Origin of the sequence: Streptomyces sp. NPDC014676 (assembly GCF_043084105.1) — a bacterium.
Classification (GTDB): Bacteria; Actinomycetota; Actinomycetes; order Streptomycetales; family Streptomycetaceae; genus Streptomyces.
Genome location: NZ_JBIBZI010000001.1, coordinates 254117 through 266785, shown reverse-complemented (window position 1 = coordinate 266785; position 12669 = coordinate 254117). Strand labels below are relative to the sequence as shown.

Sequence of the window (12669 nt, the reverse complement as noted above, 5' to 3'; positions counted from 1 at the left end):
CCTGAGGCCTCGGAGAACATACCGTTCACCGGATCGCCTCCGTAGCCGATCGAATGATCAACATTTTGGGAACACCGTGTCACCCCTGCGCGGGCGGCTCCGCGCGGACCTCGGCGTACCAGGCGCGGGCCGCGACGGTCTCGGGGTGGTCCTCGCCCAGGATCCCGGCCCGCTGCTCGGCCACCTCTCGCGCGCTGTCGGCGGCCTGCTCCCGCTTGCCCTGCGCGTACTGGGCGCGGCTGAGCTGGATGAGCACCCCGAGGACCAGGGGGTGGTCGTCCCCGTATCCGGCCCGCTGTCCGGCGAGCACCCGGCGGAAGAGGTCCTCGGCCTCGGCGCCCCGGCCGGAGCGCAGGAGTCCCCGCGCCAGTGCGTCACGCGCCCACACGGTCACCAGGTGGTCGGGGCCGAGACGGCGTTCGCAGTCCCCCGCCAGTTCCTCGGCCGCCGCCGTGTAACCGTCGAACTCGTCCTGTGCGAGGCGGAGTTCCAGCATCTCGCAGCGGGTCTTGAGGGTGGCGACGTGGTTCTCGCCGAGCGCGTGGCGGCGACCGTCCAGGACTGCCTCCAGCAGCGTACGGGCTGGTGCCAGGTCGCCCAGGCGGTGCAGCACCCGCTGCAGTTCGTAGGCCGCGTCCAGGGTGCGCGCGTCATGGGGTCCGAACGTGCGCAGCGCGTCCTGGTGGACCGGCCGCAGGAGGCCGGCGGCTTCGGCGTACCGGCCGAGCCTGAACAGGATGGGCCCCTGACCCGACCGGGCCTCGATGGTGGCCGGGTTCTCGTCCCCCAGGTGCTCCGCGGCCGTCTTCGCGGCGGTGGCGGCCAGGGCCAGCGCGGCGGTCCAGTCCCCCGCCTCGTACACCAGTCGTGCGACACGCGCCACGATCCGTACGGATTCCGCCGTCACCAGGCCGTGGCGGTGGGACCGGTGCAGCAGACCGGTCGCGTGCGGCGCCAGGAGCCGCACCTGGGAGCGGGCCTGCGGCGACGCGGCACCCTCCGGCGGCAGTGCCGCCCGCAGCAGCCGGCCCGCCACTCCCGCCAGAAGCTCGCGCTGCGCGTCGGACACGCCTGCGGCGACGCTGTCCAGCAGAACCCCGTGGGCCTTCACGCAGCGATGCCCGTCCGTCTCGACCAGGTCGGCCAGCGAGTGGTCGAGGAGCGCGCGCAGGGCCGGTTCGACCCGGTCGGCGGTCAGCGGCGGATCGAGGTGTTCAAGGCCGTCGACCCTGCCCTGTGCCGCCGGCATCAGCAGCGACAGCGGGACGGGATCCGCCGCCCAGAAGGACAGCAGCCGCAACAGGGCCGTCGCCTCCGGCAGGCCGCCCGCCGCCAGGGTGTCCAGCGACAGCTGCCACGTGCGGCCCACGAGGCGGCGGGACTGTCCGCCGTCGCCGGTCGCCGACGCCCCACGGTCGACCAGGGCCGTCGACTCCTCGCTCAGTTTCCGGTCGTACTCGTCCATGGACCACGACTCCAGCAGCTGGTGGGCCAGATGTGCCCCGGCCAGAGTCAGTGCCAGGGGCAGGCAGCCCAGGCGCCGGGCGACCTTCCGCGCGGACTCCCGGGTACCCGCGTCCGGAGCCAGATCACGCAGGACCAGGGTCGCGTCCTCCAGGGGGAGCACACCGAGCCGGTGGCTGCTCACCTCCGGGGTGCGCCACAGCGGGGAGGCCGCGTGGCGGGTGGTCACCAGCACCGTCCCCGAAGGGCTCGGACGCAACCAGGCGCCTTCCTCCAGGATGCCGGGGTCGTCGGCGTTGTCGAGGACCAGTAGCCAGGGTTCCGTCGAGCGGTCCAGATAGTGCCAGACCAGGTCGGCCGCGGCGCGTTGGCCGCCGGCCGCGGCGGCCAGTTCGCCGTCGGTGGCACCGCGGTCACCGGCGACGGCGAGCATGCCGGCGCGCAGCGACACCCGTTCGGAGGCGTTGACCCACAGACCGACGCGGCCGTGGTCCCGTACGGCCTCGGTGAACAGGGTGTGGGCGACGGCCGTCTTGCCGCAGCCGCCCATTCCGTGCAGGACCTGGATACCGCCGCCGGGTCCGGCCACGGCCGCCCGTAAGCGCTCCATGGTGTCGGTGCGGTCCCGCAGGATGCCGGGCGCGCGACCGACCAGGGGCATGCGGACGGAGTCGGGAGCGGCCCGCCGGGGTTCGGCCGGGCCCGCCCACGGGTGCCCGAACAGCGGGGCCGAACCCGGGGCGTAGTGGTGGACGTGTTCTTCGATGTACTGGTCGCCACCGGTCTGGTAGATCCGGGCGCTGCCCGACGCGCGTCCCTCCATCGACCCCGGCACGCTCATCGTTCGGTGATGTGCTGGTCGCGTCCGGCCTGGTAGATCCGGGCGCTGCCCGACGCGCGGGCCTGCAGGTGGACCCGCCGCGTCTCCGGCTCCTCCGGAAGCGAAGGGTTCAACTCGTCCAGGATGCGCCGCAGTTCGTCGGCGGCCTCCGGCTGGGCGAGCAGGAACCGTCGTACGCGGCCCTGCCATTCGGCGGTCAGCTCGGCCTCGGCTTCGTCGTCACCGGCCCGGCGCGCGAGGAGCAGCTCCTCGCGGCCTGCTTCCAGCTCCTCACCGACGCTCTCGGCTCTGGCGGGCTGGAAACGGCGCCACAGGGCGACCATGCCCTCCCTCGCCGATTCCCAGGCGTTCGTCACCATCAACGTGACGACGGTCGTGCCCGCCGTCCCTGCCAGTGCGGCGATCTCCGGATCCACGGTCCCCCCTACGGCCGGCTCCCGATCCTAGATCCCTGGACCGCTCCCGGCGCAAGGGTTCGGGTCCCGGGCGTCGGCGCGGACCTCCGCGGGACCTCCGGGAGCACGACCACCCGGGGCCCGGTGTCGTCAGGGCCTTCGTGAGGTCCTGCTCCAGGGCCTCGACGCGGCTCCCGCCCACCTCGGACCCGTACGTCCGGCGGCCCCTCCGGGGACGAAGTCCGCCTCGAAGAAACCCGGTTCGTCCTTCGCCCCGGGATCGAGCGCGGAGACGGTGCGCGGAACGCCTCCGTACGAGGCCCGGCGCGCAGGGGGAAGACGGCCGCCCGGAGTGCGCCGGACCGATCCGGCGTCACCGGGCGCGCACGCCCCGCGCGTGCGGGCCCGGTGTCCGACGGGGGCCACGCCGCCGAGCTTCCGGTTCGCTCCATCCGGTGGTGTGGGCGGCGGACCGGGCAGGTCCGGCCCGCCCTGCCGTGAGCATGGAACCGCCCCGGCACGTCCGCCGGGGCGATCCGTCCCCGACACCTCACCGGAGAGTGCCGTGAAGACTCGTTCCTGGTCCCTCGCCGCCGTCCTCGCCCTGACCGCGCTCCTGCTGCCCGCCCACACGGCGTCCGCCGCGCCGGCCGCGCCCCCGTCCTGTCCCGACGGGTCCGTGTGCTTCTGGAGCAAGGAGGGCTTCGACGGCGACTACTGGGAGTGGACCGCGCGCAGCGGCTACCGCGACATGCCGCCCCGTCTCCACGACCACGTCGGCTCGGTCGTCGCGAGCACCCGGGCCTGCTTCGTGAACTGGCAGCCGGTCGAGAAGCGGGACGTCTTCAACGGCGACTGGCGCTCCCGCTACCTCGGCGACTTCGGCGGACGGATCGACGGGGTGGGCCCGGGCGGCTGCTGACCCGCCGGATTCAGCCCAGGTGCGTCGGCGCGAACATCCGCAGGACCGCCGGGAGCACGACCACCCGGGGCCCGGGCGTCGACAGCGCCTCGGCGAGGTCCTGTTCCAGGGTCTCGGGGCTGGTCCGCAGGCCCGGTACGCCGAAGGACTCCGCCAGGGCCACGTAGTCGGGGCGGGTCAGTTCCGTCGCCGTGGGTTCGCCGAAGGCGTCGGTCATGTACTCGCGCAGGATGCCGTAGCCGCCGTCGTCGACGATCAGCCAGGTGACGTCGAGGTCGTACTGGCGGGCGGTGGCCAGTTCGGCGACGGAATACAAGGCGCCGCCGTCACCCGAGACCGCCAGCACCGGACGGGTGGGGTCGGCGACCGCCGCGCCCAGGGCGGCCGGGAAGCCGTAGCCCAGGCCACCGGCGCCCTGGGCGGAGTGCAGGTGGTTGGGGCCCATGGCGTCGAAGGCGGACCAGGCCCAGTACGTCAGGATCGTCATGTCCCAGAAGGACGGCGAGCCGGTGGGCAGGGCGCGGCGGACCGCCGTCAGCACCTGCTGTTCCAGGGCGAGTCCCTGGGCGGCGAGGCGCTCGCGGACGCGGTCCAGCACTCCCCGTACGCGCTCGGGCGCGGTCGCGTCCTCGCGGGCCTCCACCGTCTCCAGCAGCGCCTGGAGGGCGAGGCGGGCGTCGGCGTGGATGCCGAGGGCCGGGTGGTTGGACTCCAGTTTGCCGAGGTCGGCCTCGATCTGGACGACCCGGCCGCGCGGCTCGAACGTGTGGTAGTTGGAGGAGAGTTCGCCGAGGCCGGAGCCGACGACCAGCAGGACGTCCGCGTCCTGAAGGAAGTCGGTGGTGTGGCGGTCCTCCAGCCAGGACTGCAGCGACAGCGGGTGCGTCCAGGGGAAGGCGCCCTTGCCGCCGGGGGTGGTGACGACGGGGGCCTGGACGCGCTCGGCGAGCTGCCTCAGCTTGCCGGAGGCGTCCGAGCGGACCACTCCCCCACCCGCGATGATCGCGGGACGGGCGGCGTTCGCCAGCAGGTGGGCGGCGAGCGCGGTGAGTTCGGGGCGCGGGGGCAACTCGTCGGGGGTGGCGTCCATCGCCGTCACCACCGGCAGGGCGGTCTCCGCGAGCAGGACGTCCTGCGGGATCTCCACCCACACAGGGCCGTGCGGGACGGTCAGCGCCGACTTCCAGGCCTCGGCGATCGCGGACGGGATCTGGGACTGCGTACGGACCGTGTGGACGGACTTCACCACGCCGCGGAACGAGGCCGACTGGTCGGGGAGTTCGTGCAGGTAGCCGTGGCGGCCACCGCCCAGCCCGGCCGTCGGGACCTGGCTGCAGATCGCCAGCACCGGCGCCGAGGCGGCCGCCGCCTCCTGGAGCGCGGCCAGCGAGGTGAGGGCTCCCGGACCGGTCGACAGCAGCAGCGGGGCGGCCTCGCCGGTGATCCGGCCGTACGCGTCCGCCGCGAACCCGGCGTTGTTCTCCACCCGCAGGCCGATGTACCGCAGGTCGGAGCGGCGCAGGGCGTCGAACACGCCGAGGGCGTGCTGGCCGGGCAGGCCGAAGGCGGTGGTCGCGCCGAGCCCGGCCAGGGTCTCCACGACCAGGTCTCCGCCGTTGCGGCCGGGGGGAGGATTCAGCGCGGCCTCCGTCTGCGCGGCGGTCGGGCGGAGCACCAGGTCGTGGTCGTGGGTCACTGCGCGCGGGCCTCCGCGATCTGACGGGACATGATCGTGGTCAGCTCGTACGCCGTGTGGGACGCGGCGACCGAGGTGATCTCGGCGTGATCGTACGCGGGGGCCACCTCGACGACGTCCGCCGAGACCAGGTTGCAGGAGGCCAGTCCGCGCAGGATCTCCAGGAGCTCGCGGGAGGTCATGCCGCCGGCCTCGGGGGTGCCGGTGCCGGGGGCGTGGGCCGGGTCCAGGCAGTCGATGTCGATGGAGATGTACAGCGGGCGGTCGCCGATGCGCTGGCGGAGCTGGTCGGCGACCTCGTCGGCGCCCCGGCGGTAGACGTCCGCGGAGGTGACGATGCCGAAGCCCATCTTCTCGTCGTCGGTGAGGTCCTGCTTGCCGTAGAGCGGGCCGCGGGTGCCGACGTGGGAGAGGGCGGAGGTGTCGAGGATGCCCTCCTCCACCGCGCGGCGGAACGGGGTGCCGTGGGTGTACTCGGCGCCGAAGTAGGTGTCCCAGGTGTCGAGGTGGGCGTCGAAGTGGAGCAGGGCGACCGGGCCGTGCCTCTTGGCGACGGAGCGGAGCAGCGGCAGGGCGATGGTGTGGTCGCCGCCGAGGGTCATCAGGCGGGCGCCGGTGCCGAGGAGGTCGTCGGCGGCGGCCTCGACCGTCTCCACGGCCTCGTTGATGTTGAAGGGGTTCACGGCGATGTCGCCGCCGTCCGCGACCTGGGCGAGGGCGAAGGGGGAGGCGTCCTGCGCCGGGTTGTAGGGGCGCAGCAGCCGGGACGCCTCACGGATGGCGTTGCCGCCGAAGCGGGCGCCCGGCCGGTAGGAGACGCCCGAGTCGAACGGTACGCCCACCACGGCGACGTCGGCGCGGCCGACCTCGTCCAGGCGGGGCAGCCGGGCGAAGGTCGCGGGGCCGGCGTACCGGGGGACGCGGGAGGAGTCGACGGGGCCGCGGGGCGTCTCGTTGCTGCTCATGGGACTGCCTTCTTTCCTGCTCTTCGCCTTGGCTCGTGCATCCGCCCGCACCCGCGGGCTGCCGGTCTGTCCCGACCCTAGAGCGGCGGAAAGCACCTGCGAAGTGTACGTTTCCTCCATTCCCGCCGCACGGAATGGAGGAAGTGTCCAGCATGTCGGACCCCATGGTTCCCCCCACACCGCCCGTGCGCCTGGACGCGCTCCTGGCACGCGAGGACCTCGGACTGCGCCGGGTCGCCGGGCCCGACGACCCCGGCACCGTCGTGCACTGGGCGCACGCCTCGGAGATGGCGGACCCGTACCCGTACCTGCTGGGCGGGGAGCTGCTGCTGTCGGCGGGGGTGCACATCCCGGAGGGGGCGGGGGCGGGGTACTTCGACGCGTACGTCTCCCGGATCGTGGCGGCGGGCGGGGCGGCGCTCGGGTTCGGCGTGGCACCGGTGCACGAGGCGGTGCCGGAGGCGCTGGCGGAGGCGTGCGAGATGCACGGACTGCCGCTGCTGGAGGTGCCGCCGCGGACCACGTTCTCGGGGGTGGCGCGGGCGGTCTGGCAGCTCATGGCGCAGGCCCGTCTCGCGGAGCTGCGCCGGGTCACGGAGGCCCAGCAGAGCCTCGCCACCGCGGCGTCCCGCCCGGACCCGGTCCGCCCGGTCCTCCACCAACTGGCCCAACGGATCGGCGGCTGGGCTGTCCTGTACACCCCGGACACCACCGAACTGGCCACCGCGGGAACCACCCCGCCCCCGAAGCCGAGGCAGTCCCTGGCAGACCTGGCCAGGGTGGTACGCCCCGACGCAGCCGCCCCAACCACGGACAGCCGCACCACCCCAGCCGCGGGCAGTCGCACCGCCGCAGCCACGGGCAGTCATGCCACCCCAGCCGCGGGCAGTCGTGCCGCTGGGGCGATGGGGGTCCCCCCGCTCGAGCGAAGCCGAGAGTGGGAGAGGGTGGGCGCGGCGGCACCCGGCGAACGCCGGCGAGTGACACCCACCCCCGGCGAGCACCGGCAAACGACACACGCACCCGGCAAGCACCGACAAGCGGCGCCCACCCCCACCTCCGCCAGTGACACGGTCGACGGCACCCACCTCGCCGCCTACGCCCTCGGCACCGGATACGTACTCGGTGCGGCCTCGCCGCAACGCGACCCGGGCAACCACACCATCGCCTCCGTCGCAGCCGTCCTGCTCACCCTCCTCACCTCCCAGCAGCAGAGCGGCACCACCGCGGCCCGCTCCTCCGCCCTCGTACGGCTCCTGCTGGGCAGCCCACCCCAGGACGTGGCCCCACTCCTGGGCGGAGAGCGGTGGCACGTGGTCCACGCCCGGCCGGACGGCCACACCGCACCGGACCCCCTGGCCACCTCCGCGCTCGGCACGGCGCTCGGCTCCCCCCTGGTCGACCCGGCCGGCGAGGTCGTCCGCGTCCTGGTGCCCGCCGACCGCCCCGTGGAGCCGCTTCCCGGCTGGACCCTCGGCGTCAGCGCCGCCGCCGCCCCGCCCGACTGGCCGGACGCCGACACCCAGGCCGCCCGCGCCCTGGCCCGGGCCCGCGCCACCCGCGCCCCGCTGTTCCGGCACGGCGACCGTCCCGCCCTCGCCGACCTCGTCCCGTCGCACGACGCGGACGCCCACGCCCGGTCGCTGCTCGCGCCGATAGCGGCCGCTCCCGCCCTCACCGACACCCTGCGCACCTGGCTCTCCCTGCACGGCAGTTGGGACCGTACGGCGGTGGCACTGTCCGTGCACCGCAACACCGTGCGGCAGCGCATCGCGCGCTGCGCGGCGCTGCTGGAGGCGGACCTGGACGACCCGGACGTACGGATGGAGCTGTGGTTCGCGCTGCGCCGGACATGAGCCGTACGGGCGGCACCGAGCGACTGAGTAGCCGTACGGAGCCGGCTGAGTACGTGACGCACGTCCCAGCGCGCGATACGCCAGGGACGCCCACAGGACGCTGCTCCACAATGGGGGCATGCCGATACCCGGGACACCCAGCCGCGCCGAACTCGTCGAACACCTGGTCGCCACGCGCATCGCGGGCGATGTCGCCACGCCGCGCGAGAACAACCTCTCCCACTACCGCAAACTGGCGAACGGCGACCGCCACTTCTGGCTCGGTCTGGAGCTCGGCGACCGCTGGACCGACGAGCAGGACGTGCTGGCGGTGATGGCGGAGCGGGTCGGCGTCAACGACGATCCCGAGTACCGGTACGGGCAGGACACCATCGACCCGGAGCTGACCGTGGCCGGGCTGGAGCGCATGGCCGGGCGGCTGCGCAAGGCGGCGGACGGGCAGCAGCGGGTGCTGTTCGCGACCGGTCACCCGGGCGGGCTGCTGGACGTGCACCGTGCGACGGCCGCCGCGCTGCGGGCCGTCGGCTGCGAGATCGTCGTCATCCCGGACGGGCTGACGACGGACGAGGGGTATGTGATGCAGTTCGCGGACGTGGCGGTGCTGGAGCACGGCGCCACGCTGTGGCACACCCATTCCGGTGAGCCGATGAAGGCCGTCCTGACCGCCCTGGAGCGCGAGGGCCGCCCGCTGCCGGACCTGGTCGTCGCCGATCACGGCTGGGCGGGTGCGGCAGGACAGTACGGCGTCGACTCCGTCGGCTACGCCGACTGCAACGACCCGGCCCTGTTCGTCGCCGAGGCGGAGGGCACCGTCCAGGTCACGGTCCCTCTCGACGACCACGTCACCAGCCCCCGCCACTACGACCCGATGACGGCGTACCTGCTGGCGGAGGCCGGGCTGGCTCAGTGAGAACGCCCTCGCCGGCCGGGCGCGGGGAACACGCCCGGCCGGCGAGGGCAGCCGGTGGACGCGCGGGTCAGCCGAGGAACGGGACGGCGTCGGCGGCGTCGGCGTGCCAGTTGGTGGCGATCGGCCGGTCGACCGTGGCGGTGTCGGGGAGACGGAGCGTGACGGAGTTCTCCTCGTCACCGGCGACCGAGAGGTGGAGCCGGTCGAACTGGATGCCGTCGTTGTTGTTGGTGGTCTTGGGGCTGATGCCGGCGTAGGCGGCGGTGGAGCCGCCGAGGACGATGTCGTCGCCGGCGCTCTGCTCGGCGGGCGAGACCGCGGTGTCGGGGGAGGAGCCGAAGGAGGCGGAGGGGAACACGCCCTCCAGGTGGCAGACGATGCCGGGCTTGGCCTTGGCGGTGATCAGGTAGTAGCCGCCCGCCTGCGTCTCGGACGTGACCTTGAAGTTCAGGTCGCTGGTCGCGCAGGGCCGGGTGGTGAAGCCGCCGCTGTCGGCGGTGGCCGTGGCCGTGGCGGCGCCGCCCAGGGCGAGCGCGGCGACGGCGGCCAGGGCGAGGCGGGCGGAGCGGGTGGCGAAGCGAGAACGCATGGTGGTCTCCATGGTGTGACGTGGTGGATCGGCCGGCGGGCTGCCGGGATGACCGCAGCTTGTGCCGTGATCCGTCCCACCCGCCACATCGAACGCCCGGCACGGGACGCCGGAACGCTGGAACGGCCTCTGACCAGCACGGATACCGGCCGCCTGGAACGGTCCGCTGGGACGCGGACCGCCGCCCGGCCCGTGCGGCACGGAGAGGAAGAAGGCGCCCGGAGCCGGCTCAGGAGCGCGGGACCCGGACCACGCCCTCCTGGATGACCGAGACCGCGAGGCGGCCGTCCTGGGTGTAGATGCGGGCCTGGCCGAGGCCCCGGCCGCCGTGGGCCGACGGGGACTGCTGGTCGTACAGGAGCCACTCGTCGGCGCGGAACGGGCGGTGGAACCACATCGCGTGGTCCAGGGAGGCGCCGACGACGTCGCCGACGGCCCAACCGCCGCGTCCGTGGGCGAGGAGGACGGAGTCCAGAAGCGTCATGTCGGAAACGTACGTGGCGAGGACTACGTGCAGCAGGGGGTCGTCGGCGAGCTTGCCGTTGGTGCGGAACCACACCTGGGAGTGGGGTTCGCGGGGCTCGCCGAAGCGGCCGTAGGGCGGCTCGTCGACGTAGCGCAGGTCGACGGCGGCGCGGGCCTCCAAGAAGCGCTCCACGACCTCGGGGTCGAGGTGGGCGTACCCGCGCAGGCGCTCCTGCGACGTGGGCAGCGTGGCCGGGTCGGGGGACGGCGGCATCGGGTCCTGGTGGTCCAGGCCCTCCTCGTACGTCTGGAAGGACGCGGAGAGGTGGAAGATCGGCTTTCCGTGCTGGACCGCGACCACCCGCCGGGTGGTGAAGGAGCGGCCGTCGCGGATCCGGTCGACGGTGTAGACGATCGGGGCGCCGGGGTCACCGGGGCGCAGGAAGTACGCGTGCAGGGAGTGGGCGGGCCGGTCCTCGGGGACGGTCCGCCCGGCCGCGACCAGTGCCTGCGCCGCGACCTGCCCGCCGAAGACGCGGGGGACGACGGCGCTGCGGGAGTGGCCGCGGAAGATGTTCTCCTCGATCTGCTCGAGGTCGAGCAGATCGAGGAGTTCCTGTAGTGCCTGACTCATGGGGTCAGTTGTATACGGCAGGGATTTCCGGGACCTTACAGCCCCATGTCCTTGGCGATGATCGTCTTCATGATCTCGCTGGTGCCGCCGTAGATGCGGTTGACGCGGTTGTCCGCGTACAGGCGGGCGATCGGGTACTCGTTCATGTAGCCGTAGCCGCCGTGGAGCTGGAGGCAGCGGTCGATGACGCGGTGGGCGACCTCGGTGCAGAACAGCTTGGCGCTGGCGGCCTCGGCGGGGGTGAGCTCGCCGGCGTCCAGGGCCTCGGTGGCGCGGTCGGCGACGGCCTCGGCGGCGTCCACCTCGGCCTGGCAGGCGGCCAGCTCGAACTTGGTGTTCTGGAAGTGGGCGACCGGCTTGCCGAAGACGGTGCGCTCCTGCACGTACTGCTTGGCGAACCGGACGGCGGCCTTGGCCTGCGCGTAGGCGCCGAAGGCGATGCCCCAGCGCTCGGAGGCGAGGTTGTGGCCGAGGTAGGAGAAGCCCTTGTTCTCCTCGCCGAGCAGGTCCTCGACGGGGACCTTGACGTCGACGAAGGCCAGCTCGGCGGTGTCGGAGGTCTTCAGGCCGAGCTTGTCGAGCTTGCGGCCCACCGAGTAGCCCTCGGACTTGGTGTCGACGGCGAAGAGGGATATGCCGTGGCGGCGGTCCTCGGCGGTCGGGGCGGCGGTGCGGGCGCAGACGATCACCTTGTCGGCGTGGACGCCGCCGGTGATGAAGGTCTTGGCGCCGTTGAGGACGTAGTGCGTGCCGTCCTCGCTGAGCTTGGCGGTGGTCTTCATGCCCGCGAGGTCGGAGCCGGTGCCCGGCTCGGTCATCGCGATGGCCCACATCTCCTCGCCGGTGACGAACTTCGGCAGGTAGCGCTTCTTCTGCTCGTCGGTGGCGAGCATCTTGAGGTAGGGCAGGGCGAGCAGCACGTGGACGCCGGAGCCTCCGAACTGGACGCCCGCGCGGGCGGTCTCCTCGTAGAGGACGGCCTCGAACTTGTGGGTGTCCATGCCCGCGCCGCCGAACTCCTCGGGCACGCTGATGCCGAAGATGCCCAGCTCACCGAGCTTGTAGTAGAAGTCGCGGGGTGCCTGGCCCGCCGCGAACCACTCGTCGTAGACGGGGACGACCTCGGCCTCGATGAAGGCGCGGATGGTCTCCCGGAACGCCTCGTGATCCTCGTTGAAAACCGTACGGCGCACTTCCCGCCACCTCCGAAACTGGGCATGTCTAAGCGCTTGCTCAGATCAAAGGTACCGGCGAGTATCCACAGCCGTCCAGAGTGGAGGCCCCGTAACGCTCGTCACTCCGCCGGGGTCAGGGAGAGCCCGCCGCCGCGAACGCGCCCCGGGCCATCCGGTGCAGCAGTTCGGCGGTGCCGGCGCGGCCGGGCAGGGAGCCGGGACGGGTCAGGTGGGGGGTGGAGTTGAGCAGGCCGAACACCGAGTGGACCGCCGAGCGGGCGGCCGGTTCGGCCAGCTCCGGGTACACCTCGCGCACCACCCCGACCCACAGCTCGACGTACTGCCGCTGCAACTGGCGCACCAGCTTGCGGTCGGTGTCCCGGAGGCGGTCCAGCTCACGGTCGTGCAAGGTGATGAGGGGGCGGTCGTCGAGCGCGAAGTCGATGTGCCCCTCGATCAGCGAGTCGAGGACCGCCTCGGGGGCCACCCCGTCGGCCTCCTTCAGGCGCCGTTTCGCACCGGTCAGCAACTGGCCGCTGATCCCCACCAGCAGCTCCGCGAGCATCGCGTCCTTGCCCGCGAAGTGCCGGTAGAGCCCGGGGCCGCTGATGCCGACCGCGGCGCCTATCTCGTCGACCCCGACGCCGTGGAAGCCGCGGTCGGCGAAGAGCCGGGCGGCCTCCTTGAGGATCTGCTCACGGCGGGTGGGGGCGTCGGTTCTGGTGGCCATGAAGACGATTCTAGACAGCACGGTTAG

11 protein-coding genes are annotated in these 12669 nt (G+C 73.1%); 3 read left to right on the top strand and 8 right to left on the bottom strand.

Annotation, left to right across the window (positions count from 1 at the left end; all coding sequences use genetic code 11):
- Positions 1-79: 79 nt before the first annotated feature.
- Positions 80-2305 (bottom strand): tetratricopeptide repeat protein, encoded by a 2226-nt coding sequence (locus ACF1DX_RS01240; protein ID WP_391789182.1) that lies wholly within the window; start codon positions 2303-2305, stop codon positions 80-82.
- A complete protein-coding gene (locus tag ACF1DX_RS01235; protein ID WP_391789181.1) occupies positions 2302-2721 on the bottom strand; it encodes a hypothetical protein in 420 nt (139 codons plus the stop codon). The genes ACF1DX_RS01240 and ACF1DX_RS01235 overlap by 4 nt, the downstream gene beginning before the upstream one ends.
- 544 nt (positions 2722-3265) lie before the next feature.
- Between ACF1DX_RS01235 and ACF1DX_RS01230 the strand changes: the two genes are divergently transcribed.
- Positions 3266-3622 carry a peptidase inhibitor family I36 protein gene (locus tag ACF1DX_RS01230; RefSeq protein ID WP_391789180.1) on the top strand — a complete coding sequence of 119 codons (357 nt, stop codon included), beginning with the start codon at positions 3266-3268 and terminating at the stop codon, positions 3620-3622.
- 10 nt (positions 3623-3632) lie between these two features.
- Here the strand turns inward: ACF1DX_RS01230 and ACF1DX_RS01225 are convergent, their stop codons facing one another.
- Positions 3633-5318 (bottom strand): thiamine pyrophosphate-binding protein, encoded by a 1686-nt coding sequence (locus ACF1DX_RS01225; RefSeq protein ID WP_391789179.1) that lies wholly within the window; start codon positions 5316-5318, stop codon positions 3633-3635.
- Positions 5315-6283, bottom strand: a complete 969-nt coding sequence (gene speB, locus ACF1DX_RS01220; protein WP_391789178.1) for an agmatinase — start codon at positions 6281-6283, stop codon at positions 5315-5317. The genes ACF1DX_RS01225 and speB overlap by 4 nt, the downstream gene beginning before the upstream one ends.
- A 152-nt stretch (positions 6284-6435) precedes the next feature.
- On the opposite strand from speB, the gene ACF1DX_RS01215 reads away from it, so the two are divergent.
- Together ACF1DX_RS01215 and ACF1DX_RS01210 are read left to right on the top strand one after the other, a co-directional pair.
- On the top strand, positions 6436-8139 hold the full coding sequence (locus tag ACF1DX_RS01215; RefSeq protein ID WP_391789177.1) for a helix-turn-helix domain-containing protein: 1704 nt from the start codon (positions 6436-6438) through the stop codon (positions 8137-8139).
- 118 nt (positions 8140-8257) lie between these two features.
- Positions 8258-9049 carry a phosphatase gene (locus ACF1DX_RS01210; protein ID WP_073931752.1) on the top strand — a complete coding sequence of 264 codons (792 nt, stop codon included), beginning with the start codon at positions 8258-8260 and terminating at the stop codon, positions 9047-9049.
- 67 nt (positions 9050-9116) lie between these two features.
- Here the strand turns inward: ACF1DX_RS01210 and ACF1DX_RS01205 are convergent, their stop codons facing one another.
- The 4 genes from ACF1DX_RS01205 to ACF1DX_RS01190 all read right to left on the bottom strand — a co-directional run bounded on the left by ACF1DX_RS01205 (position 9117) and on the right by ACF1DX_RS01190 (position 12642).
- Positions 9117-9638: a DUF4232 domain-containing protein gene (locus ACF1DX_RS01205; protein ID WP_391789176.1), complete on the bottom strand. Its 522-nt coding sequence runs from the start codon at positions 9636-9638 to the stop codon at positions 9117-9119.
- A gap of 229 nt (positions 9639-9867) precedes the next feature.
- Positions 9868-10737 carry an acyl-CoA thioesterase II gene (gene tesB, locus ACF1DX_RS01200; protein WP_391789175.1) on the bottom strand — a complete coding sequence of 290 codons (870 nt, stop codon included), beginning with the start codon at positions 10735-10737 and terminating at the stop codon, positions 9868-9870.
- Positions 10738-10772: 35 nt separating this feature from the next.
- The gene (locus ACF1DX_RS01195) at positions 10773-11930 is read right to left on the bottom strand and encodes an acyl-CoA dehydrogenase family protein (protein WP_356313337.1); all 1158 of its coding nucleotides are present in this window, start codon (positions 11928-11930) and stop codon (positions 10773-10775) included.
- A 115-nt stretch (positions 11931-12045) separates the two neighbouring features.
- A complete protein-coding gene (locus ACF1DX_RS01190; RefSeq protein ID WP_391789174.1) occupies positions 12046-12642 on the bottom strand; it encodes a TetR/AcrR family transcriptional regulator in 597 nt (198 codons plus the stop codon).
- Positions 12643-12669: the final 27 nt, after the last annotated feature.

Coding starts and splice junctions, on each gene's coding strand:
- ACF1DX_RS01240 (WP_391789182.1), bottom strand. CDS start 2,305: ATGAGCGTGCCGGGGTCGATGGAGGGACGCGCGTCGGGCAGCGCCCGG.
- speB (WP_391789178.1), bottom strand. CDS start 6,283: ATGAGCAGCAACGAGACGCCCCGCGGCCCCGTCGACTCCTCCCGCGTC.
- ACF1DX_RS01215 (WP_391789177.1), top strand. CDS start 6,436: ATGTCGGACCCCATGGTTCCCCCCACACCGCCCGTGCGCCTGGACGCG.
- ACF1DX_RS01210 (WP_073931752.1), top strand. CDS start 8,258: ATGCCGATACCCGGGACACCCAGCCGCGCCGAACTCGTCGAACACCTG.
- ACF1DX_RS01205 (WP_391789176.1), bottom strand. CDS start 9,638: ATGCGTTCTCGCTTCGCCACCCGCTCCGCCCGCCTCGCCCTGGCCGCC.
- tesB (WP_391789175.1), bottom strand. CDS start 10,737: ATGAGTCAGGCACTACAGGAACTCCTCGATCTGCTCGACCTCGAGCAG.
- ACF1DX_RS01190 (WP_391789174.1), bottom strand. CDS start 12,642: ATGGCCACCAGAACCGACGCCCCCACCCGCCGTGAGCAGATCCTCAAG.